Here is a 22,266-nt window from a genome sequence, read left to right as displayed (position 1 = left end):
GCGTCGGCGTCAGGCGTGGTTCACCTCGCCTACGGCGGTGTCGTCGTCGTCGCTCGGCGGGATGGTGCACAGGTGCTCGGCGACCAGGCCGGCCACCAGCAGGACGAGCGCACCCACGATGGTCGCGACGTCCTGCCACACGGAGCCTAGCGAAGGGATCGCACGGCTCAGCAAGTACACCAGGATGCCGCCGGAGGCTCCGAGCAGCAGAGCACCGACATGGCTGGACGCCTTCGCCAGCACCACGACGCGCATCGCCCGGAACGGATCGATGGGCCGGCGCAGCGTGCCCTTCGTGGCGCGGTGGATCGGGACGGCGAAGCCGAGCACGAGGGCTGCGACCACGATCAGGGTCAGCGGAACCGTCAGCGGCGGGATGAGCACGGGGCGGCCGGCGGCGGCGATCGCGAGGTCGAGGAGGAACCCCGCGACGGCCCCGGCGAGGCCGAGTCCGAGCAGGGTGCTGATGCGGGTGCGCCTCACGGGGTCCTGCTCTCGGGGTCGGCGGTGGTGCCGCGGGCGGAGTCGCGCCCCGGCCAGGTCAACCCGGCCGGGTGGTCGGTCACGCGGTCGGTCGCCCGTGCGCGCAGCTCGGCCACGGGTCCGGCTCCGGGAAGGACCGCCGCCGGCTCGGCGTCGAGCCACGGCTCGAGCACGAACGCCCGCTCGGCGGCCCGCGGGTGCGGGAGGGTCAGGTGCGGGTCGTCGCGGAGCACGCCGCCGACCGCGATCACGTCGATGTCGAGGGTCCGGTCGCCCCAGCGCTCCTCGCCCTCGCCGCGGATCCGGCCGCCGGCCGATTCGATCGCCGCCGTCGCCGCGAGCAGGTCGTCGGGCTCGAGGACGGTCGAGCCGGTCACGACCGCGTTGAGGTACCCGGGCGCGTCCTCGTCGACGCCCTCGGGCTTCCACGCGGGCGACTCGACGACCTTGGACACCGCCTCGATGCGCAGGCCCGGCGTCGTGGCGAGGGCCCGCAGCGCCTCCTCGAGGTGCGCCAGGCGGTCGCCGAGGTTGCTGCCGAGCGCGAGCACGACGTGGCGCACCGGGCGGACGCGCTCCTGCCGCGGCCTCACGAGCGGGTCCTCGTGATCTGCACGGCGACGTCCTCGAACGGCAGCGGGATCGGCGCGTCCGGCTTGTGGACGGTGATGCGGACGACGTCGGCGGCGGCGAAGCCCAGGGCCACCCGGGCGAGGCGCTCGGCCAGGGTCTCGATGAGGTCGACCGGGTCGCGGGTCACCGCGTCGGCCAGGGCGATCGCGAGCTCGCCGTAGTGCACCGTCTCGGCCAGCGCGTCGCCCTCGGCCGCCGGCGCGGTGTCGAGCCAGACTGTCGCGTCGATCACGAAGTCCTGGCCGTTCTCGCGCTCGAAGTCGAAGACGCCGTGGTGCGCGCGCACGCGCAGCCCGGTGAGGGTGATGGAGTCGCGCACGGCCAGGGCGGCGGGGTCGATCGCGGTCACGGGGTCTCCTCCTGGAGTCGGGCGGCGAGGGCCAGGGCGCGGGCGGACGAGCGGACGTCGTGGACCCGGACGCCCCAGGCGCCGTGCTCGGCGGCGACGAGGCTCAGCATGGCGGAGACCTCGTCGCGCTCGGCGGCCGGGGCGCCGGCGGGGGCGAACGGAGCGAGGAACCGCTTGCGCGAGTGGCCGACCAGGACCGGGAAGCCCAGCGAGACGATCGCGTCGAGCCCGGCCAGCAGAGCCCAGTCGTGCGCGCCGACCTTCGCGAAGCCGAGGCCGGGGTCGAGCAGGAGGCGGTCGTCCCGGATCCCGGCCTCACGGGCGGCGTCGACGCGGCGCGCGAGCTCGCCGCGGACGTCCGCCACCACGTCGCCGTATGACGCGAGAGCGGTCATGCCCGCGCTGTGCCCGCGCCAGTGCATCGCGATGTAGACGGCGCCGCGCTCGGCGACGAGCGGGAGCATCCGCGGATCGGCGAGGCCGCCGGAGACGTCGTTGACGACGACGGCGCCCGCGTCCAGAGCGGCCTCCGCTGTGGCGGCGCTCATCGTGTCGATGCTGACGCGCACCCCCTCCGCGGCGAGGGCGCGGACGACGGGCAGCACGCGGCCCTGCTCGGCGGCGGAGTCGACGCGCGCCGCACCGGGGCGGGTGCTCTCGCCGCCGACGTCGACCAGATCCGCGCCGAACGCGGCGGGTCCGTCCCCGGCGGGCCGGGTCAGGTCGAGGCCGTGGCGGACGGCGTCGTCGACGGACAGCCAGCGGCCGCCGTCGCTGAACGAGTCCGGAGTGACGTTGAGGATCCCGAGGAGCGCGGCGCGGCCGGTCGGCGTGAGGTCGGCGACGGTGGTGGCCACGTCACTCCTCCCGGGCGGCGCCGATCAGCGCGATGATCTCGGCGCGGGCGGCCGGGTCGGCGAGGGAGCCGCGGGCGGCGACCGTCACGGTCGAGCTCGCGGTCTGGCGCGGCCCGCGCATCCGCACGCAGCCGTGCTCGGCGTCGACCACGACGAGCACTCCCTCGGGAGCGAGGCCCTGCTCGAGCGCGTCGGCGATCTGCTCGGTCATCCGCTCCTGGATCTGCGGTCGCGACGCGACCGTCTCGACCACACGCGGCAGCCGGCCGAGGCCGACGACCCGGTCGCGCGGCCGGTAGGCGATGTGCGCGACGCCGAGGAACGGCAGGAGGTGGTGCTCGCAGACGGAGCGGAAGGCGAGGTCGCGCACGATCACCGTCTGGTCGAGCGGCGACTCCTGGCCGCCCTCCACCACCGCGAACGTCTCGGTCAGCTGGGCCGCGGCGTCGTCGTCGAACCCGCCGAAGAACTCCTCGTACGCCTCGGCGAACCGCCGCGGCGTGTCGAGGAGTCCCTCGCGGCCCGGGTCGTCCCCGATGGCCGCGAGGATCTCGGCGACGGCCGCCTCGATGCGCGCCTTGTCGACGGGCACGCGCGCGCTACGCCGTCGCGGGGCGCGGGTTGATCAGCGGCGGACGCTTCGGCGCGACCTCGTCCGCACCGGCGGAGGAGACTCCCCCGTCGGTCGCACCCGAGTCGATCGGCGCCTTGGCGACCGGGACCGCGATGGGCGGCAGGTCGGACAGGGGGCGCTTGTCGCTCGAGAGCCACTGCGGGCGCTCGTCGATGCGGCGGACGTCCTTGAAGATCTCGGCCAGCTGGTCGTGGTCGAGCGTCTCCTTCTCGAGCAGCTCCATCGCGAGGCGGTCGAGGATGTCGCGGTTGTCGTTGATGACCTGCCACGCCTCGTCGTGCGCCTGCTCGATGAGCTGGCGCGTCTCGGCATCGACCGTCTCGGCGATCTGCTCGGAGTAGTCGCGCTGGTGGCCCATGTCGCGGCCGAGGAACATCTCGCCCGACGACTGGCCGAGCTTGACCGCTCCGACGTTCGCGGACATGCCGTAGTCGGTGACCATCTTGCGCGCGATGGAGGTCGCCTTCTCGATGTCGTTCGACGCTCCGGTCGTGGGGTCGTGGAAGACGATCTCCTCCGCGACGCGGCCGCCCATCGCGTACGTGAGCTGGTCGAGGAGCTCGTTGCGGGTCGTGGAGTACTTGTCCTCCAGCGGGAGCACCATCGTGTAGCCGAGGGCGCGACCGCGCGGCAGGATCGTGACCTTGGTCACGGGGTCGGTGTGGCGCATCGCCGCCGCCGCCAGAGCGTGTCCGCCCTCGTGGTAGGCGGTGATCAGCTTCTCCTTGTCGCGCATGACCCGCGTGCGGCGCTGCGGCCCCGCGATGACGCGGTCGATGGCCTCGTCGAGCGCGCGGTTGTCGATCAGCTGCGCGTTGGAGCGGGCGGTGAGCAGCGCGGCCTCGTTGAGGACGTTGGCCAGGTCGGCGCCGGTGAAGCCCGGGGTCTTCCGGGCGACGACCTCGAGGTCGACTCCGCCGGCGAGCGGCTTGCCGCGGCCGTGGACCTCGAGGATCCGCTTGCGGCCGAGCAGGTCGGGGGCGTCGACGCCGATCTGGCGGTCGAAGCGGCCCGGACGCAGCAGCGCGGGATCGAGGATGTCGGGGCGGTTCGTCGCCGCGATCAGGATGACGTTCGTCTTGACGTCGAAGCCGTCCATCTCGACCAGCAGCTGGTTGAGGGTCTGCTCGCGCTCGTCGTGACCGCCGCCCATCCCGGCGCCGCGGTGGCGGCCGACGGCATCGATCTCGTCGACGAAGATGATGGCCGGCGAGTTCTCCTTCGCCTGCTGGAACAGGTCGCGGACACGGCTCGCGCCGACGCCGACGAACATCTCGACGAAGTCCGATCCGGAGATGGAGTAGAAGGGGACGCCCGCCTCGCCCGCGACCGCGCGCGCCAGCAGGGTCTTGCCGGTGCCGGGAGGGCCGTAGAGCAGGACGCCCTTCGGGATGCGGGCGCCGACGGCCTGGAACTTCGCGGGCTCCTTGAGGAACTCCTTGATCTCGTGCAGCTCCTCGATCGCCTCGTCGGCGCCGGCGACATCGCCGAACGTGACCTTGGGCGACTCCTTCGAGACGAGCTTCGCCTTCGACTTGCCGAACTGCATGACGCGGTTGCCGCCGCCCTGCATGCCCGAGAGCATCAGCCAGAAGAACGCGCCGATCAGCAGGATGGGGAGCAGGAAGCCGAGAGCCGAGAGGAACCAGTTGGTCTGCGGAACCTCGTCGTTGTAGCCGGTGCTGCCGAGATCGGCCGCGGACACCGCGTCGACGACCTCCGCGCCGCGAGGGGCCACGTAGTAGAACTGCACCTGCGTGCCGTTGTCGCCGTCGGCCTGCTTGAGCGTGAGATCGACGCGCTGCTCGCCGTCCACGATCTTCGCCGAGTCGACCTTGCCGTCCTTCAGGAGGTCGAGACCCTCCTGCGTCGTGACCGGCCGGAAGCCGGACATGGTGATCAGCGAGGAGCCGATCCACACCGCGACGATCGCCAGGACGACGTAGAGGATGGGACCCCGGAAGATGCGCTTCACGTTCATGCTTGTTGCGGGTGCGACACCCGGCGCCTTTCTGACGAGGAGATTGTGCCTGCCAGGCTACCTCCCGCACTCTGAGCGCCGCCCACGCGTTCGCCGTGGGCCGAACGGCCGCGGGCGGTGTTGTCCGGCGGGGATGCGGCGGGCCGCATCCCCGCGCGCGGTCGGCTTCGCGACGGGGTGCGTTCCGCAGAGCGGGTGCTGTCGGACTGCCGGGAAACGCTGGCACGCGTTTCCCGGTCCGCGTCCTCTGCCTTGCGGGTGGAGGTCGCGGGGATCGGCGCTTCGGCGGTAGGGGCGCGCCGCGAGAGCGCAGGAGTTGTCGCACTCGAGCTCGACAGCGACGACTACTGCGGTCTCGGGAAGGAGGCGAAGGTGTCCGAGCAGGACGCGCCGCGAGAACGCAGGAGTTGTCGCACTCGAGCTCGACAGCGACGACTACTGCGGTCTCGGGGGGGGCGAAGGTGTTCGAGCGGGGCGCGCCGCGAGAGCGCAGGAGTTGTCGCACTCGAGCTCGACAGCGACAACTACTACGGTCTCGGGAAGGAGGCGAAGGTGTCCGAGCAGGACGCGCCGCGAGGGCGCAGGAGTTGTCGCACTCGAGCTCGACAGCGACGACTACTGCGGTCTCGGAGGGGGCGAAGGTGTCCGGGCGGGGCGTGCCGCGACGAGGGGCAGCAGGCGCGGACGGACCGGGACCGCCCGGCCGCGTCAGGCCGACTCGAGGAGGGGCTCCGGGTCGCGGAGGACGGGCACGAGGCCGCGGCGGCGGCGGGCGGCGGCCAGCACGGTCACGGCGAGCGCCCCGACCAGCCAGAGCACGAGCACCAGGACCGCGTGCGCGACTCCGATGCTGCCGCCGGCGATCAGCGAGCGGAACGCCTCCACCGTCCAGGTCAGCGGCAGCACCCCGTGGATCGCCTGGAAGAAGGCGGGCGCGGTCTCGACCGGGTAGGTGCCTCCGGCCGAGGACAGCTGCAGCACGATCATCAGCAGCGCCAGGAATCGGCCCGGGGCGTCCAGCAGCGCGATCAGCGCCTGGTTGATCGCCACGAAGGTGAGGCTCGTGAGCACGGCGATCCCGATCAGCCCGGGCAGGTTCGACGCCTCGACGCCCACTCCGAAGCGGATGACGAGCGCGGCCAGGACGCCCTGGGCGACCGCCATCAGCGCGCCGGGCAGGTAGCTGCGCAGTGCGATGACCCAGGCTGGACGGCGCGCGGCGAGGAGGCGGGAGCTGAGCGGGGCGCTCATCAGGTAGAAGGCCAGCGCGCCGACCCAGAGCGCGAGGGCCATGAAGTAGGGGGCGAGGCCGTAGCCGTAGGACGGCACGCGGTTCATCCGCTCGGCGTCGATCCCGACCGGGGCGGCCGCGACGGTGCTGAGCTCCTGCGCCTGCTCGCCGGTGTAGGTGGGCACGTCGTCCGCGCCGTCCGAGAGCTTCGTGTCGAGGGTGCGCGATCCGGAGGCGAGGGAGTCGATCCCGTCGGCGAGGTCCTGCGAACCGGTGGCCGCGTCGGCCGAGCCGGTCGCGGCGGTCTCGGCGCCGTCCGCGAGGTCCGACGCGCCCGTCGCGAGGGCGGCCGTCCCGGAGGCGAGGTCGGAGGCGCCGGCGGCCGCGGAGGCGATCCCGCTGGTGAGCGGGCCGACCGCGCCGGAGAGGGTGTCCACTCCGCCGGCGACCTGGGCGGCTCCGCCGTCGAGGGTCGCGGCTCCCTGGGCGAGGGCCTGCGCACCGGTCTGCAGCTTCTGGGCGCCGTCGGCGGCGGAGGTCGCCCCGGTGGACAGAGCGGCGGTGCCGGTCGCGAGGTCGGCGGCTCCGCTCGAGACCGTGGCGGCACCGGCGGCGAGCGCCGTCAGTCCGCTGCCGTCGTCGCCGACGAGCGCGGTCGCACCGGAGGCGAGCGTCTGCGCGCCCGCGTCCGCCGAGGCGGCTCCGCCCGCGAGGGCGGCCGCACCCTCCTCGAGGGCGGTCAGCTCGGCCACGCGCTGGGCGTCGGACAGCGAGTCGTACCGAGAGAGCAGGGAGGCGAGGCCGGAGTCGACTCCGGTCGCTCCGGTGGCGAGTTGCGGAGTGGCGGTCGCGAGCGCTCCCGCGCCGGTCGCGAGCTGCTGGGCTCCTGCGAGGGCCTTCCCCGCTCCGTCGGAGAGGGAGGCGGACCTGGTGGCCAGCGCCGCGGCGCCGGACGCCGCCGAGGCCGCGCCGTCCTTCAGGGTCGACGACCCCGCGACGAGGTCGGCGGCGCCCGAGGCGAGCGACGCCGCTCCGCCGTCGAGCTGCTGGGCGCCGTCGGCGACCGTGCGGGCTCCCGTGTCGAGCGCCGCCGCCTGGTCGGGCAGCTGACCGGTCCCGCTCGCGATCCGCTGGAGTCCCGACGAGAGGTCGGACGCTCCGGAGGCCGCGCTCCCCGCGCCCGAGCGGAGGGAGTCGGCGCCGGTCGCCAGCTGCGCGGTGCCGTCCTGCAGCTGCGCGAGCCCGACGACCAGCTCGGAGGAGCCGGACGCGGCGGTTTCGGCGCCGTCCGCCAGCTGAGCGGCGCCGTCGGCCGCCTGCTCGAGGCTCGAGTGCACGTCGGTGAAGCCGAGGTAGACGTTCTCGAGGTAGGTCGCGCCGACCTTCTCCTCCAGCGTCTTCGTCACGGTGGTGCCGATAGTGGAGGCGATGTTGCCGACGATCAGGTTGGCCGCGTCGTTCGTCTCGATCGACAGCTTCGCCTGCACGGCCGCGGCGGGGTCGTCGCCGCCGACGGAGGCGACGTCGGCCGAGAAGCCGGCCGGCACCGTCAGCACGGCGAGGACGTCGCCGGAGGCGAGCTCGCGGGACGCCTCGTCGGCACCGGTCGCCGTCCAGGCGAAGTCCGAGCCGGAGGTGTCGGTGGTGAGCTGCTCGGTCAGGTCGTCGCCGAGGGCGAGCGCGGAGCCGTCCGAGGCGGTCGCGCCGGTGTCCTCGTTGACGATCGCGGCGGGCACCGTTTCGAGGTGGTGCGTGGGATCGAGGTTGGCCGAGGTCAGCAGTCCCGCGTAGATCAGCGGGATGAGCGCGATCGCGGCGAAGACGACGACGAGGCGCGGGTTCACGGCGCGCAGGGCGCGGCGGAGCGGGGAGGTGGTCATGGTCCTTCTACTTCGTGGAGTGCAGGGCGGCGAGCCGCGGCGAGGCGACTCCGGTGACGAGGAGCTCGGCGATGTCGGCGGAGGCCGAGGCCGCGGGACGGCGGGCGTCGCCGTCGAGGAGCCAGCCGACGACAAGCCAGGTGGTGCCGGCGGCGAGGAGGACGGCGAAGCGCTCGACGCGGGCATGGTCGCCGCCGCCCGATCCGCGCTCGGCGAGGGGCGAGAAGGCGAGGAGCCGCTGCGCGAGGAACGCGACGACCGACTCCTGCACGGCGCGGGCCGTGCCTCCGCTCAGCACGCGGCGGTAGAAGTCGGCGTGCACGAGCAGGCCCTCGAGGAGCCCACGGACGATGCGGGGGACCGCGCCCTCCCAGTCGGCGGGGGCGGTGCCGGGAGCGACGTCGCCGAACAGCGCGTGCATCCGCTCCACCGCGGCGGCCTCGATCAGGGACGGCACATCGCCGAAGTGCTGGTAGAACGTGGGGCGGCTGACGCCCGCGGCGCCGCAGAGCTCCGTGATGGAGGGCTGGTCGTCGCCCGGGCGGTCGAGGGCACTCGTGATCGCGGTGAGCAGGAGCTCGCGCGAGCGGGTGAGCCGCGGATCGGTCACGGGGTCCTTCTTCCCGGCGCGAGGAGCGCCTTCTTTACGTCCGTCAGATAACTTACAACCGTAAAGAAGAGCGCGCAAGCATCAGGAGGAGGGCGGCTCCGGGAGCAGCGTCGCGATGGCGGACGTATCGACGATCACCGAGTCGTGCGGAGTCAGTCCCGGGCTCCGCGGCGTCGGCACCGGCAGGCGCACGAGCAGGGCGCCCGGATCCACGCCGAAGCGCCCGGAGCGGGTGCGGCCGACCGGATCGCCGTCCAGCTCGGCGAGCACCGGCTGGTCGAGCTCGAACGAGAACTCGCGGCCGGGCCACTGCCGGAGGGAGGCGAGCCCGTTGCGGTTGCCGGTCGCGACATCCAGCGCGAGGCCGAAGCGCCGACGCAGCAGCACCAGCTCCAGGTCGCCGTCGTCGAGCACCGCGCCCGCGGCCAGCTCGATGTTCGCCACCACGGAGCTGCAGTTGCAGGCCAGCACCATGAAGCAGCGCTGCGGAGGCTCCTCCGCGCCGTCGATCGTGAGGGTCACCTCGAATCCGGCCTTGAACATCGCCGGCGCCCCCGCCGCGAAGTAGGCGCCCCAGCCCACCCGCTTCTTCAGCTCCTCGTCCGTCTTGTCCATGATCTCGGCGTCCAGGCCCACCCCGCCCATCACCATGAACACCCGCTCCTCGCCGTCGTCGAACGCGGCCGTGCCCACGTCGATGGCGCGGTCCTGCCCGAGCAGGGCGATCTCGACCGCCTCGGGCAGCGAGGCGAGCGGGATCCCGAGGTTCCGCGCGAGGAGGTTGCCCGTGCCGCTGGGCAGCAGGCCGTAGGGGACGCCGGTGCCGCGCAGCACCGTGGCGACGGCGCGGACGGTGCCGTCGCCGCCCATCGAGCAGACCAGGTCCGGGCCCGCCTCGAGCGCGGCGCGGGCCGCGGCGGCACCGGAGTCGCCCGGGCTGGTCTCGAACCAGAGCGGCTCGTTCCAGCCGTGGCGGCGCGCGATCGTCGCGACCAGGTCCTCCGCGGCGCCGACGTCGTCGAACTTGCTCGGGTTGATCACGACGGCGACGGTGCGCTTCTCGGGTGCCTTCACCCCGTCAGTCTGACGGCACCGGCGACCGGTCCAGTCGCGCTGACGCCTCCAGCGCGAGCACGGCGCCGATCTCGGCCGAGAGCGTGGCGGGCAGCGACGGAGGCGCGTCCCACCGGGGCCCGGCCAGCAGCACGCCGCGGCGGACGCTCGAGCTCTGCAGCGCGGCGACGCTGCCGGTGACGAAACCGCGGACGCGAGCCGCCACCGCGGGCGCGACTCCGCTCGTCGTGGCGAGGTCGACGAGGTGCCGGTAGGCGATGCCGCCGAACAGGGCGCCGTCCCCCGAGCCCTGGTCGACGAAGACGCCATCGGGGGCGAGCCGGTCCAGCAGGTCCTCGGCCGTGCGGGAGGCGTGGGCGACCAGGCGGGGGTCGGGCCGCAGGCGGTGCAGGGCGAGCGCCGCGCCGATGTAGACGGCGTGGTTGTAGCTGAAGGCCCAGTCGTCGCGCGCGGAGCCGCCCTCGCGGCCGATGCCGTCGGCGACGAAGCCGGTGTCGTCGTCGCGGAGGCGCACGTGCATCCAGTCGAGGGCGGCGCGCGAGAGCTCCTCCCGGCCGTCCGGTCGCAGCCGCTCCAGGCGCGCGCCGAGGATCGCGAACGGGCCGTTCGCGGGCGCGTTCTTGTAGTCCAGCTGCCGGCGGCGCCAGGCGAGGCTCGCCCCGTGGCGGAGGTTCCAGCCCTTCGCGACGGCGAAGCGCCACAGGCGGTCGGCCCGGTCGAGGAACCGCGGGTCGCCGGAGGCCTCCCCGAGGCGGGCGAGCGCGCCGCCGAGCCACATCATGTCGTCGAAGTAGCCGTTGACCAGGCGCCCGCCGTTGCGGAGGCGGATCGCCCGGTGGATCCGCCGGGCACGCTCCAGGTGCGCCTCGTCGCCCGTGCGCTCGAAGGCGTCGACGGCCGCGTCGATCGCGTGCGCAAGCCACCAGTAGTTGAACTCGAGGTCGGCCCGCAGCGAGGTCGGGTAGCTCATGTGGTAGCCCAGCAGGGGCACCGCGAAGAGCCGCTCGAGGCTCTCCTGCGCGGTGTCCGCGGCGCTACTCGTAGACGTGCGGGGCGAGGACGGCGACATCGCGGAGGTTGCGGTAGCGCTCGGCGTAGTCGAGCCCGTAGCCGATCACGAACTCGTTCGGGATGTCGAAGCCGACGTAGGCCACGTCGACCTCGACCTTGGCGGCCGCGGGCTTGCGGAACAGCGCGCAGATCTCGACGGACTCGGCGCCGCGGCTGCGGAGGTTGCCCTGCAGCCACGAGAGCGTGAGGCCGGAGTCGATGATGTCCTCGACGATCAGCACCTTGCGGTTCGTGATGTCGGAGTCGAGGTCCTTCAGGATCCGCACGACGCCGGAGGACTTGGTGCCGCTCCCGTAGGACGAGACGGCCATCCAGTCCATGACGATGTCGAGCTTGAGCTCGCGGGCCAGATCGGCCATCACCATCACGGCGCCGCGCAGCACCCCGACGATGAGCAGGTTCTCGCCCGCGTAGTCGCGCTCGATGGCGCGGGCCAGGGCGCGGATCCGCTCGTGGATCTCGGCCTCGGTGTAGAGGACCTCGGTGATGTCGTCGGCGATGTCGGCTGCTTCCACCCGGCCACTCTACGGGTGACCGGCCCCCGTCTCCCCTCCGCGAATTTCCGCTCCGGTACACCTCCGCCGGCGAGTCGCGCGCCGGAGCGGCATCTCGCGGGGAGGGGGCGGGCGTCTCGCGGGGACCGGCCTCGTGGAAACGGGGTCAGGAGGAGGCGGGTGCGAAGACGAGGGTGCTGCCGCGGCGGGTGGCGAGGACGCCGGGGAGGTCGACGCCCTTCTGGCCGTGCCAGTCGGTGACCAGCGCGGCGACCGCCAGCGTCTGCGAGCGCGAGAGCGCGACTCCGAACTCGTTCGCCACGACCAGGCGGATGATCCGCTGCCGCAGCGCCGGCGGGTCCGCGGCGAGCCCGCGCGCGTCGACCGTGACGTGCCCCGCCTCGTCCTGGCCCACCAGCTCGAGCGCCCAGTCGAGGGCGAGCGCGTCGAGCGCGTCCCCGTCCTCCCGCAGCTGCTCGGCCGTGCGCGCCAGAGCCTGGGCCACTCCCGGCCCGAGCTCGTCCTCCAGCACGGGCAGCACGCGGTTCCGCACCCGGACCCGCGAGTAGCGGGGGTCGTCGTTGTGCGGGTCGTCCCACGGCACGAGCCCCTGGTCGGCGCAGGCGAGGCGGGTCGTCTCGCGGCGCAGTCCCAGAATAGGCCGACGCAGCGGCCCGCTCACCGGCGCCATCCCGTGCAGCGAGGCCGCACCGGCTCCTCGTGCCAGGCCCAGCAGCACCGTCTCGGCCTGGTCGTCGAGGGTGTGGCCCAGGAGGATCGCGGCGGCGCCCGTCGCGGTCAGCGCGTCGTCGAAGGCGCGGTAGCGCGCGCTGCGGGCGGCCGCCTCCGGTCCGCCCTCGGCGGACACCGTCACCACCTCGCGCAGCACCGGCGCGAGCCCCAGCCCGTGCGCCTGCTCCGCGGCCCGCCGCGCGACCTCCGCCGACGCATCCTGCAGCCCGTGGTCGACGATCACCGCGCCGGCCCGCCTCCCGCCCCGCGGGGCCTCGAAGGCGACCGCCGCCGCGAGCGCGAGCGAGTCCGCTCCCCCGCTCAGCGCGACCAGCACCAGCGCTCCGGGGGCGAGCCCGTCGAGGCTCTCGCGCACCGCCCGCCGCAGATCGGCGACGGCGGGGGTCAGGCGGGGGCGATCGGGCACATCAAGTAACGTAATGCCAGCGATCCGCCCCTCCCGCGCGCGCACCCGCGCGAGCGTTCCGGAGGCCGATCCGTCCGCCGATGCGCCGCTCACGGCGCCACCGACTCAAGGAGAGAGCATGGCCGCATACGACGTCGTCGTCGAGATCCCCAAGGGGAGCCGCAACAAGTACGAGGTCGACCACGAGACCGGTCGCGTCTACCTCGACCGCGTGCTCTTCACCTCCTTCGTCTACCCGACGGACTACGGGTACTTCGAGAACACCCTCGGCCTCGACGGCGACCCCGTCGACGCGCTGGTGCTGCTCGAGTACCCCGTCTTCCCGGGCGTGGGCGTCTCCGTCCGCCCGGTCGGCGTGCTCAACATGAGCGACGAGGCCGGCTCCGACGCGAAGGTGATCGTGGTCCCCGCGAAGGACCCGCGCTGGCAGCACATCCAGGACATCGGCGACGTCCCGGAGCAGACGAAGAACGAGATCAAGCACTTCTTCGAGCGCTACAAGGACCTCGAGCCCGGCAAGTGGGTCAAGGTCGACGCGTGGGGCGACGCCGCCGAGGCGGAGCAGATCGTCCAGGACGGCATCAAGAAGCTGGCCGAAGAGGGTCACTGACCCCTCGCATCAACGAAGGAACCCCCTCCCGTCGTCTCGACAGGAGGGGGTTCTCTCGTTGTGCTGTGCGGCCGCGGCTCAGGCGGCCGGGCGGCCGACCATGCCGGCGGGCGTGCCCCAGGTGTTCCAGATGCGCACGGGCTTGCCGTAGTCGGCGGCCTCGATGATCTGGTTGTTCCCGAGGTAGATGGCCACGTGGTAGTAGTCCCCGCCGCCACCCCAGAAGATCAGGTCGCCGCGCTGGCGCTGGCTGTAGGGGACGAGCTTGCCGGCGCCGGCCATGGTGTTGTACTGGTTCGTCGCCGAGTGGGTGCCGATGTAGATGCCCGAGGACGCGTACGAGGCCTTGGTGAGGCCCGAGCAGTCCCACTGGTCCGGGCCCATGCCGCCGAGGACGTACTCCTCGCCGAGCTGAGCCATCGCGTACGAGATCGCGTTCTCGACGGCGCCGCTGGTCGGCACCAGGACCGGAGCGGTCACCGGCTGCGGGAGCGGCTGAGCCGCCGGCTGGGCGACCGGCTGAGCAGCGGGCTGGGCCGGAGCAGGAGCGGGCTGCTGCTGCGCGGGCTGCGGCGCGGCGGGCTGCGGGAGGGACGCGGTCTGACGCGACGGGGCGGCGGTGTCGGCCTGCGCCGAGGACTGCTGCTGGGCGGAGCGGGCGGTGGACTGCGCCTGAGCGGCGGCCTCCGCCTCGGCCTGCGCCTGGGCGGCGGCCTCGTCGGCCTGGCGCTTCTGCTCGCCCGCGAGGTACTGGGTCTCGGCCTCGACCGAGGAGTCCTTCAGCAGAGCGAGCTGGGCGACCAGCTCCTGCGACTTCTCCTCCTGCGCCGAGAGCGACGCGCGGGCCGACTCGGCGGCGGCGTCGGCGTCCTTGCGCGCGGCGTCGGCCTCGTCCGAGAGCGCCTGGTGCTCGGTGACAGCGCGGTCGGCCTGGTCGCCGAGCGACTCCGCGTTCTGCTTGTCGGCGAGGGCGTCGGCGTAGACCTTCTGCGACTGCTCCGAGAGCTGCGACATCGCGCCGAGCTGGTAGAGCAGGTCGCCCGCGTCCTTGCCCTTGGCCACGAGGCTGGCGGAGAGGTCGCCGCCGGCGGCGCGAGAGAGGTGCGCGGCCAGCAGGCCGGCGCGCATCTTCGAGGTCTGGGCCTTGGCGGAGGCGGTGGTCGCCTTCTCCTCGAGGTCGACGACGGCCTTCGCAGCGGCGTCGAGCGCCTCCTTGGCCTGGCGCCAGGCCTCGGCCTTCTTCATCGCGGTGATCGACTTCTCGTCGACCGCGGTCTGCAGGCTCGCGATGAGGCCGGTGATCGAGTCGATCTCGGCCTGCTTGCTCGCCTCGTCCTTCTTGGCGTTCTGCACGTCGTCCCACGAGGGGTACTTCGCGTCGTCGGCGAGGGCCGGGGTGATGCCGAGGGACGCGGTGACCGCCGTGACCGCGAAGGCGGCGGAGATGACGAGCGGGAGGCGGCCCTTCCAGGCGCGCTCCCGGGGTGCCGGGGTGAAGGTGCGTGCGGTCGTCTGTGCGTCAGCCAAGGGTGACTCCTCGTTGGGCCATGAAAGGTTGGGCGTCGACGGCGGAGCCGTTGACGCGGGTCTCGAAGTGCAGGTGGCAGCCGGTGGACGCGCCGGTCGAGCCGACGGCGGCGATCTGCTCGCCCGCCTGGACCTGCTGGCCGACGCGGACGTAGATCCCGCCGGACATGATGTGGGCGTATCCGGTGCTGATGCCGCTGCCGTGGTCGATCAGCACCCAGTTGCCGTAGGTACCGTTGGGGCCCGCGTAGGAGACGGTGCCGCTGTGCGCCGCGAAGATCGGGATGCCGCAGCCGCCCGCGAGGTCGGTGCCGCGGTGGTACGAGCCGGAGGATCCTCCGCCGGTCGAGATGCTGTCGCGCGGGCCGAAAGTGCCGGTGATGCGGCCCCCGGCAGGGCGGACCCAGCCGGAGTCGCTGACGGCGCTGGAGCCGCCGCCGCCCGAGGGGGCGACGTACCCGCCGCCGCCACCGCTTCCGCCGCTGGACGCGGCTGCGGCCCGGGCGGCCTCGCGGCGCGCGGCCTCGGCCTGGGCGGCGGCCTGACGGGCGGCCTCCTCCTCGGCGAGCTTCCGGAGGCGCTCGGCCTCGCGGGCGGCGACGCCGGCCTCGTACTCGGCCACGGTCTTCGACTCGGTGTCGCGGAGCGCGGCGAGCTGCTGCTCGAGCACGACGCTCTGCTCCTGCTGCTCGGCGAGCGCGGCCTCGGACGCCTCCTGGGCGGCGGTCGCCTCGGCCAGCTTCTGCTCGGCGGCGACGCGGAGGCGCTCGCGCTCCGTCTGCGCGACCTCGGCCTGGTCGGCGAGGGAGGACGCGGTGTTGCGGGCGGTGCTGGCCTGCTCGTAGATCGCGGAGGAGCGCTCGACCAGCTTGGTCATGCTCCCGATCTTCGACAGCAGCTGGTCGGCCTGGCCGGCCTTCTGGTCGAGGAAGATGTTGACGGACAGGTCGGTGCCGGTGCTGCGGTAGAGCTGCGCGGCGAGCAGGCCCGCCTGCTGCGAGGCCTTGTCGGCCTCCTCGGCGCTGGCGGCGGCCCGGTCCTCGAGCTTCTTCGACTGGTCCGAGGCCTCGTCGAACGCCTGCTGAGCGGCGAAGTGCTCGTCGCCGCGCTGCTGCGCGAGCTGCTGGGCGGAGGCGACCTCGCTCTGGAGGTCGCCGATCAGGGACGTGATCCGGTCGACCTGAGCGGCCGCGGCGGCGGTGTCGCCCTTCGCCGCCTCGACGTCGGCCCACGACGGGTACTCGACCGCCTGGGCGGGAGTGGCGACGAGCAGGCCGGCGACGAGCGCGACGACGGCGGAGGCCAGGGCAGCACCTCGGAGTCGCCCGAGTCGCGGCGCGCCGGGGAGGCGAGCGGAACGCGGACGGCGCAGGGAGTGGGGCATGGGACCTCGGGGATAGGGGGCCCTCCCTCCGCGGCGGTGCGGCTCCGGCGCGCGGGTGGGGGGAAGAGCGATTCCGCCCCACCCTAACCGCGGCCCTGCCCGATCTCCTAGACCCGGGTCAACCCCGGACGGGGTGCACGCCGCCTGCGGAACCGTCGATTTTGCATCCTGCGCCGCGGCCCCCTATGCTTGCGTGTCGGTAGTCATGGGGGGTCGGCCGCAGGGTCGCCCCGCGAGTCTCCGGCCCCATCGTTTAGTGGCCTAGGACACCGCCCTTTCACGGCGGCAGCACGGGTTCGAATCCCGTTGGGGTCACGGATGGGTCGGTACTACCAGCACCACCAGAAGTACCAGCACCACCGGAAAGTGCATCGGCTCGAGAGGGTCGGGGCGTGAAAATAGAACAGCCTCGAAGGCAGTATGCTTGTCTTCGCAACGAGGCCCTGTAGCGCAGTTGGTTAGCGTGCCGCCCTGTCACGGCGGAGGTCGCGGGTTCAAGTCCCGTCAGGGTCGCAAAGAGGCCCTTCCGAGAGGAAGGGCCTTTTTCAGGAGATCACCTCTCCAGCGACATCACGTCGCAACGGCTCTGTAGCTCAGTTGGTAGAGCGCACGACTGAAAATCGTGAGGTCACGGGATCGACGCCCGTCGGAGCCACTGGAACCCTCGCCTAGCTTCTACATGGCGGGGGTTTCTTCGTACCCGGAGGTCCCCGCCGCCGCGATTTGCCGCACATCCCTCCCGTTCCGGCCCGCGCCGAGCAGTGACTGCGGCCCGGATCCCGTCCAGGCGGTCTGCGTAGGCTGGCCCGGCCATGCAACCCGACGCCTTCCCGCCGCCCGATCCCGCGACGCTCGCGCCCGACTCCGCTGCGACGACGTCGTGGCCGGTCGAGCCCCTCCCCTCGGTCCACGCGCCCTACTCCTCCCTCCTCTACCTGCCCGATCCTCGGGTCCGCTGGGGCCTGCCGACCGCCGTGCTCACGATCGTCGGGATCGTCCTGCCGCTGGCCGTGCTCATCCTGCTGTTCGGGTTCGGCGTGCTCCCCTACTCCGCCGGACTCGCCTTCGCGGGGGCGCTCGCGAGCTATCTCGTCGCGCTGATCGTCCCGTTCGCGGCGTCTCGGCTGCGCGGGCTGGGCACGATGGCGGCCGACTTCGGGCTGCGGTTCCGCTGGATCGACGTGCCCATCGGGATCGGGCTCGGCATCGCGGTGCGCGTCGTGATCCTGTTCGTGCTCGCCGCGTTCGCTCCGCTCCTCCAGGACGCGCAGGGGAACCTCGACATCGACCCCGATCCGCTGTGGTTCGTGCTGAGCTCGGTCCTCATCCCCGTCGTCGTCGCGCCGCTGGTCGAGGAGGTCCTCTGCCGCGGCGTCGTGATGCGCGCGGTGCGGAACCGGATGCTCCGGGGCTCCGCGGAGTCGGCGCCGCCCACCCGCGGCCGCCGCGTCTGGGCGATGGTGTTCAGCATCCTGGCGTCCACGGCGGTCTTCGCCCTACTGCACGGGCACCAGATGGTGAACCCGGCGACGATCGTGACGCTCGGCGTGACGACGGTCACCGCGGGACTCGCGCACGGCTGGATCGCGACGATCACCGGGCGGCTCGGAGCGGCGATCGTCTCGCACGCGACGCTGAACGGCTCCGCGGTGCTGCTGCTGGCGCTGCTGCCGCTGCTGACTCCGTAGGGGGATCTCGAGAGGCCCGCTGCGCGGGGTGCTCGATCGGCAGGAGTCGGGGCGGCCCGATCGGGGCGTGGGGCGGCGCGTCAGACGTCGTAGGTGCGCGCCCCGGGCAGCGGGCCGCGGACCTGGCGATGGAGGCGCTCCATGTCGGCGTCGAGGGTGGCGGCGGTGCGGGCCGCGTCGGCGAGGCCGTCGAGGAGCTCCTGCGGGACCTGGCGGTCGTACTTGTAGTAGATCTTGTGCTCCAGGCTCGCCCAGAAGTCCATCGCGATGGTCCGGAACTGCACCTCGACGCAGACGTCGACCGATCCGCCGGAGAGGAACACGGGCACCTCGACGATCGCGTGCAGGCTCTTGTAGCCGTTCTCCTTCGGCTCGGCGATGTAGTCCTTCACCTCGAGCACCGTCACGTCGGACTGCGAGGTGAGCAGGTCGAAGACGCGGTAGACGTCCGAGACGAAGCTGCAGGTGATCCGCACGCCGGCGATGTCGGTGATCGCGTCGGCGATGCCGTCGAAGGTCGTCTCGCAGCCCTTGCGCTCGATCTTCTCGATCAGGCTGTCGGCCGACTTGAGCCGGCTCGTGACGTGCTCGATCGGGTTGTACTCCTGCAGCTCGCGGAACTCCTCCTGCAGGATCGACACCTTCGTGACGATCTCGTCCATCCCGAACTTGTACTGGAGCATGAAGCGCGCGAAGTCGTCGCGCAGGGCGCGGATCTCGGCGACGGTGGTGGCGTCGAGCGCTTCGGCGACGGCGTCCGTCAGCGGAGGGACGGCGTGCGCGGGTTCGGGGATGCGGGATTCCACAGTCGGACACCCTACGCGCGGAGTCGTTCGAGACCGGTGGGAGGCGCCCGGCCTAGCCTGGGAGCGTGATCACCGAGCCCCGCCCGCTGCGCTTCTGCGCGTTCGTCATGAACACCGCCTCCCACATCCAGCACGGCCTCTGGCGCCACCCCGACGCCCGGCAGCACGAGTTCGACGACGTGCAGCTCTGGGTCGACCTCGCCCGGACGCTGGAGCGCGGCCGCTTCGACGCGATGTTCTTCGCCGACGTGGCGGGGCTCTACGGGCCGGCGGACGGCGACTGGGACGTCAACGCCCGCGAGGGGCTGCAGCTGCCCAGCAACGACCCGTCCGTGCTGCTCTCGGCCCTGGCGGTGAGCACCGAGCACCTCGGCTTCGCGTTCACGAGCTCGGTGCTGCAGTCGCATCCGTTCGACTTCGCCCGCAAGGTCTCGACCCTCGACCACCTCTCGAAGGGGCGGATCGCCTGGAACATCGTCACCAGCGCCCTCGACGGCGCGGCCCGCAACTTCGGCTACGACCGGCTCGAGGAGCACGACGAGCGCTACGCCTGGGCGCAGGAGTACCTCGACGTGGTCTACAAGCTGTGGGAGGGCTCGTGGGACGACGGCGCGCTCCTGCGCGACAAGAGCGGCTCCTTCGCCGACCCGGCGCGCATCCACCGCATCGACCACGTCGGGAAGCGCTACCGCGTGCAGGGGCCGCACCTCTCGGCTCCGTCCCCCCAGCGCACGCCCGTGCTCTTCCAGGCCGGCTCCTCCCCCGCGGGCCGGCGCTTCGCCGCGCGGAACGCGGAGGCGCAGTTCGTGTTCTCGGGGTCGCCGGAGAAGACCCGCGAGCTGATCGAGGACACGCGGGCCCTCGCCGCGGCGGCCGGTCGCGGAGCGGGTGCGCCCTCCTTCTACCTGGGGCTCTCCTTCATCACCGGCGACACGGAGGAGGAGGCGCGACGCGCTGAGCGCGAGATCGACGAGTACCTCTCCTCCGACGCCTTCCTCGTGCACTCGAACCTCGGCTTCGACCCGGCGACGGGCGAGAAGCTCGACCCCGACCTGCCGCTCTCGGCGATCGAGACCTACGCCGGCCAGAGCCACCTGCAGTGGATCCGCGACGCCTCCCCCGACCGCGAGCCGACCGTCCGTGATCTGGCCCGGCTCTCGGCGAAGCTGCGCGGACGGGTCGTCGGCACTCCGGAGCAGATCGCCGACCACCTGGCGGGCTGGCGCGACGCGGGGATCGACGGGATCAACGTCGTCAACTGGATCCTGCCCGGCAGCTACGAGGAGTTCGTCGACCGGGTGATGCCGGTGCTCCAGGAGCGGGGCCTCGCGCAGACCGAGTACGCCGAGGGGACGCTGCGCCGCAAGCTGTTCGGGACGGACGAGCTGCCGGCGACGCACCCGGCGCGGGCGTACCGCGGGGCGTTCGCGGGCTGAGCCGTCGCGGGCCGGGCTCTGCGCGTCCACTGCCCCTGCACCGGCTGCCCGCCCCGCCCCGCGCTCTCCGCCGAGCGGGGGACGCGAGGGCGGGCGCGGCTCCGTAGCGTCGAGGGATGATCCAGACCTGGGGAGTCCTGACCGCGCTGTACGGAGTCGTCGTGACGGCCGTCGCGGTGCTCGCGATCGTGCTGCTGGTGCTGCTGTGCCGCCTGGTGCTCGCCGCGCGCGAGAACCTGCAGGCCTCGACGCGGCTGCGCGAGCTGCAGATCGAGCGGATGCTTCTCGAGGACGAGTAGCGGACGCGCGTCGCCGGCCGCGACCAGGTCTCCTCAGCGAGGAGCATTCGCGGCCGACGACGCGCGGGCCGGTCAGGGCAGAGCGGGTCGCGCCTCCGGTCGGGGCGCCCGCGGGATGAGCAGGCCGAGGGCGACGGCGACCAGCGCTCCGATCGCGCCGATCACGAACGTGGTCTCGAAGCCCTGCGAGCTCGGCAGCTGCACGTCGCCGACCGACACGGTCAGCTGCGCGAGCACGCCCGCGGTCACGGCGGAGGAGAGCGTCGTGCCGAGGGTGCGCATCAGCGAGTTCAGCCCGTTCGCGGCGGCGGTCTCCGAGGCGGGGACGGCGTGCATGATGAGCGTCGGCATCGCGGCGTAGGCGAGGCCCAGGCCGACGCCGATGAGGGCGTTGATCACCAGGATCTGCCACACCTCGCCGCCGAACGGGAGGATCAGCAGGTACGAGACCGCGATCAGCCCGGAGCCGGCGATCAGCACGAGCCGCGGCCCGGACTGCGCCGAGAGGCGGGCGGCGAGCGGGGACGTCGCCATCATCGCCAGGCCCGAGGGGGCGAGCACGAGGCTCGCCACGATCAGGCTCAGGCCGAAGCCGACGCCCGACGCGGCGGGCAGCTCGAGGCGCTGCGGCAGGGTGATCTGGGCGCCGAAGAACGCGAAGCCGACCGCCACCGAGGCGAGGTTGGTGAAGAGCACGGCGGGGCGGGCGGCCACCCGGAGGTCGACGAGCGGGCTCTCCTGCCGCAGCTCGTACCAGCCCCAGAGGAGCAGGACTGCGATGCCGCCGAGGCCGGAGCCCAGGATCGCGGGGCTCGTCCAGCCGGAGTCGTTGCCGCGCGAGACGGCGATCAGCACGCCGCTCAGTCCGAGGGCGAGGCCGATCGTGCCGACCACGTCGAAGGTGCCGGGCGAGCGCAGCGTCGACACCGGTACGACCAGGAGGACGAGGACGATGTCGAGGACGCCGAGGCCCGCGGACATCCAGAACAGGACGTGCCAGTCGGTGTTCTGCGCGATGAGGGCGCTGAGCGGCAGGCCGAGCGCGCCGCCGATGCCGAGGGTCGCGCTGACCAGGGCGATCGCACCGGGGAGCCGGTCGCGGTGGAGGGTGTCGCGGAGGATCGAGATGCCGAGCGGGATGACGCCCATCACCGCGCCCTGGAGGGCCCGGCCCACGACCAGCGTCCACACGTCCCCCGCGAAGGCGCACACGATCGAGCCGATCACGAGCACGACCAGCGCGGCCACGGCCATCCGCCGCTTGCCGTAGAGGTCGCCGAGGCGGCCGGAGACCGGGGTGAGGATGCAGGCGCTGAGCAGCGTCGCGGTGATCACCCACGCGGTCTCGGTGCGGTCGGCGCCGAGCAGCGTCGGCAGCTCGGACTGGATCGGGACGACCAGCGTCTGCATGAAGGAGGCGCTCATCCCCGCGAAGGCGAGGACGGCGGTGATGAGGCGCGGGTCCGGCGAGCGGGTCAGGGAGCGTCTGTCGGAGTCGGGCACGGCTGTCCTTCGTGTCGGCGGCGGACGTGCACCCGGACCGCGGCGGCGGGCGGGCCGTCGTCGGCGGGATCGTATCGCTCGGCTCTGCTTTCGACCGGCTCGGGGCTCAACAGCGCGGGCCGCCGCTTTGTTCCCTCCTCCTCCTTCCCGCGCGCGTCGGGCAGGACGAGGATGGGCGGATGATCGACATCGAGAGCTGGATCACCGGCTACGAGAAGGCCTGGGCCACGGACGACGCGGCCGACGTGGCCGCACTGTTCACCGAGGACGCCGAGTACTTCACGGCGCCGCACCGCGACGCGATCACTCCGCGCGACGCGATCGTCGAGTGGTGGCTGGCGGAGGAGGAGCCCGCCGACCCGACGTTCGCGTGGGGCCTGGTCGCGCTGACGGAGGAGACCGCCGTGGTGGAGGCGCGCACCGTCTACCCGGGCGACCGCACCTACCTGAACCTCTGGGTCATCCGCTTCGCCCCCGACGGGCGGGCGCGCTCGTTCACCGAGTGGTACATGGAGGAGCCGGCCGACTCCGTGTCCTGACCCGCGGGGGTCCGCAGG

The 22,266-nt window shown here is 72.9% G+C and carries 21 protein-coding genes and 3 tRNA genes; 8 read left to right on the top strand and 16 right to left on the bottom strand.

Going from position 1 to position 22,266, the window contains the following annotated elements; translation table 11 throughout:
* Positions 1–9 precede the first annotated feature (9 nt).
* The 12 genes from C5C37_RS02545 to tilS form a co-directional block, all read right to left on the bottom strand.
* Positions 10–483 (bottom strand): DUF3180 domain-containing protein, encoded by a 474-nt coding sequence (locus C5C37_RS02545; protein WP_104224100.1) that lies wholly within the window; start codon positions 481–483, stop codon positions 10–12.
* Complete coding sequence (gene folK, locus C5C37_RS02540) at positions 480–1,076, bottom strand: 2-amino-4-hydroxy-6-hydroxymethyldihydropteridine diphosphokinase (protein WP_104309500.1); 597 nt, start codon at positions 1,074–1,076, stop codon at positions 480–482. Before folK ends, C5C37_RS02545 begins: the two co-directional genes overlap by 4 nt.
* Complete coding sequence (gene folB, locus C5C37_RS02535; protein ID WP_104347803.1) at positions 1,073–1,465, bottom strand: dihydroneopterin aldolase; 393 nt, start codon at positions 1,463–1,465, stop codon at positions 1,073–1,075. Before folB ends, folK begins: the two co-directional genes overlap by 4 nt.
* Positions 1,462–2,322, bottom strand: a complete 861-nt coding sequence (gene folP, locus C5C37_RS02530; RefSeq protein WP_104309499.1) for a dihydropteroate synthase — start codon at positions 2,320–2,322, stop codon at positions 1,462–1,464. Before folP ends, folB begins: the two co-directional genes overlap by 4 nt.
* 1 nt (position 2,323) lies before the next feature.
* Entirely contained in the window at positions 2,324–2,914 is a 591-nt protein-coding gene (gene folE / locus C5C37_RS02525; RefSeq protein WP_104338404.1) for a GTP cyclohydrolase I FolE, read from the bottom strand.
* A 7-nt stretch (positions 2,915–2,921) separates the two neighbouring features.
* Entirely contained in the window at positions 2,922–4,937 is a 2,016-nt protein-coding gene (gene ftsH, locus C5C37_RS02520) for an ATP-dependent zinc metalloprotease FtsH (RefSeq protein WP_104224104.1), read from the bottom strand.
* A 708-nt stretch (positions 4,938–5,645) separates the two neighbouring features.
* Positions 5,646–8,048 (bottom strand): YhgE/Pip domain-containing protein, encoded by a 2,403-nt coding sequence (locus tag C5C37_RS02515; RefSeq protein WP_181127358.1) that lies wholly within the window; start codon positions 8,046–8,048, stop codon positions 5,646–5,648.
* Positions 8,049–8,055: 7 nt separating this feature from the next.
* Positions 8,056–8,658: a TetR/AcrR family transcriptional regulator gene (locus C5C37_RS17345; RefSeq protein WP_104224106.1), complete on the bottom strand. Its 603-nt coding sequence runs from the start codon at positions 8,656–8,658 to the stop codon at positions 8,056–8,058.
* A gap of 81 nt (positions 8,659–8,739) precedes the next feature.
* Positions 8,740–9,732 (bottom strand): diacylglycerol kinase family protein, encoded by a 993-nt coding sequence (locus tag C5C37_RS02510; protein ID WP_104297269.1) that lies wholly within the window; start codon positions 9,730–9,732, stop codon positions 8,740–8,742.
* A gap of 4 nt (positions 9,733–9,736) precedes the next feature.
* The gene (locus C5C37_RS02505) at positions 9,737–10,801 is read right to left on the bottom strand and encodes a glycoside hydrolase family 76 protein (RefSeq protein WP_104297268.1); all 1,065 of its coding nucleotides are present in this window, start codon (positions 10,799–10,801) and stop codon (positions 9,737–9,739) included.
* Complete coding sequence (hpt, locus tag C5C37_RS02500) at positions 10,767–11,318, bottom strand: hypoxanthine phosphoribosyltransferase (protein ID WP_104238400.1); 552 nt, start codon at positions 11,316–11,318, stop codon at positions 10,767–10,769. Before hpt ends, C5C37_RS02505 begins: the two co-directional genes overlap by 35 nt.
* 145 nt (positions 11,319–11,463) lie before the next feature.
* Complete coding sequence (tilS, locus tag C5C37_RS02495) at positions 11,464–12,456, bottom strand: tRNA lysidine(34) synthetase TilS (RefSeq protein ID WP_104333284.1); 993 nt, start codon at positions 12,454–12,456, stop codon at positions 11,464–11,466.
* 118 nt (positions 12,457–12,574) lie between these two features.
* On the opposite strand from tilS, the gene ppa reads away from it, so the two are divergent.
* Positions 12,575–13,066, top strand: coding sequence for an inorganic diphosphatase (gene ppa, locus C5C37_RS02490; protein ID WP_068255683.1), 492 nt, complete (start codon positions 12,575–12,577; stop codon positions 13,064–13,066).
* Between the two features lie 78 nt (positions 13,067–13,144).
* Here the strand turns inward: ppa and C5C37_RS02485 are convergent, their stop codons facing one another.
* Together C5C37_RS02485 and C5C37_RS02480 are read right to left on the bottom strand one after the other, a co-directional pair.
* Positions 13,145–14,593 (bottom strand): NlpC/P60 family protein, encoded by a 1,449-nt coding sequence (locus C5C37_RS02485; protein ID WP_258063191.1) that lies wholly within the window; start codon positions 14,591–14,593, stop codon positions 13,145–13,147.
* Positions 14,586–15,977 carry a peptidoglycan DD-metalloendopeptidase family protein gene (locus C5C37_RS02480; RefSeq protein ID WP_104226018.1) on the bottom strand — a complete coding sequence of 464 codons (1,392 nt, stop codon included), beginning with the start codon at positions 15,975–15,977 and terminating at the stop codon, positions 14,586–14,588. Before C5C37_RS02480 ends, C5C37_RS02485 begins: the two co-directional genes overlap by 8 nt.
* 242 nt (positions 15,978–16,219) lie before the next feature.
* Between C5C37_RS02480 and C5C37_RS02475 the strand changes: the two genes are divergently transcribed.
* The 4 genes from C5C37_RS02475 (at position 16,220) to C5C37_RS02460 (ending at position 17,665) form a co-directional block, all read left to right on the top strand.
* Positions 16,220–16,292, top strand: a tRNA-Glu gene (locus C5C37_RS02475).
* A gap of 124 nt (positions 16,293–16,416) precedes the next feature.
* Positions 16,417–16,490: transfer RNA gene (locus C5C37_RS02470), tRNA-Asp, on the top strand.
* 69 nt (positions 16,491–16,559) lie between these two features.
* Positions 16,560–16,632: transfer RNA gene (locus tag C5C37_RS02465), tRNA-Phe, on the top strand.
* A gap of 157 nt (positions 16,633–16,789) precedes the next feature.
* Positions 16,790–17,665 carry a CPBP family intramembrane glutamic endopeptidase gene (locus C5C37_RS02460; protein ID WP_104338402.1) on the top strand — a complete coding sequence of 292 codons (876 nt, stop codon included), beginning with the start codon at positions 16,790–16,792 and terminating at the stop codon, positions 17,663–17,665.
* An 80-nt stretch (positions 17,666–17,745) separates the two neighbouring features.
* Here the strand turns inward: C5C37_RS02460 and C5C37_RS02455 are convergent, their stop codons facing one another.
* On the bottom strand, positions 17,746–18,348 hold the full coding sequence (locus C5C37_RS02455) for a GTP pyrophosphokinase family protein (protein WP_104224409.1): 603 nt from the start codon (positions 18,346–18,348) through the stop codon (positions 17,746–17,748).
* Positions 18,349–18,578: 230 nt separating this feature from the next.
* Between C5C37_RS02455 and C5C37_RS02450 the strand changes: the two genes are divergently transcribed.
* Entirely contained in the window at positions 18,579–19,907 is a 1,329-nt protein-coding gene (locus tag C5C37_RS02450; RefSeq protein ID WP_374954036.1) for an NtaA/DmoA family FMN-dependent monooxygenase, read from the top strand.
* 116 nt (positions 19,908–20,023) lie between these two features.
* Complete coding sequence (locus C5C37_RS02445) at positions 20,024–20,206, top strand: hypothetical protein (protein ID WP_104224402.1); 183 nt, start codon at positions 20,024–20,026, stop codon at positions 20,204–20,206.
* A 72-nt stretch (positions 20,207–20,278) separates the two neighbouring features.
* Here C5C37_RS02445 and C5C37_RS02440 read toward each other — a convergent pair whose 3' ends face one another.
* A complete protein-coding gene (locus C5C37_RS02440; RefSeq protein ID WP_244230520.1) occupies positions 20,279–21,709 on the bottom strand; it encodes an MFS transporter in 1,431 nt (476 codons plus the stop codon).
* 179 nt (positions 21,710–21,888) lie between these two features.
* Here C5C37_RS02440 and C5C37_RS02435 point away from each other — a divergent pair, with 179 nt between their 5' ends.
* On the top strand, positions 21,889–22,248 hold the full coding sequence (locus C5C37_RS02435) for a nuclear transport factor 2 family protein (RefSeq protein WP_104249695.1): 360 nt from the start codon (positions 21,889–21,891) through the stop codon (positions 22,246–22,248).
* The last annotated feature ends 18 nt before the right edge of the window (positions 22,249–22,266 follow it).

Source organism: Rathayibacter sp. AY1F9 (genome assembly GCF_002932155.1).
GTDB lineage: Bacteria > Actinomycetota > Actinomycetes > Actinomycetales > Microbacteriaceae > Rathayibacter.
This window is presented reverse-complemented; position numbering and strand designations above follow the sequence as displayed.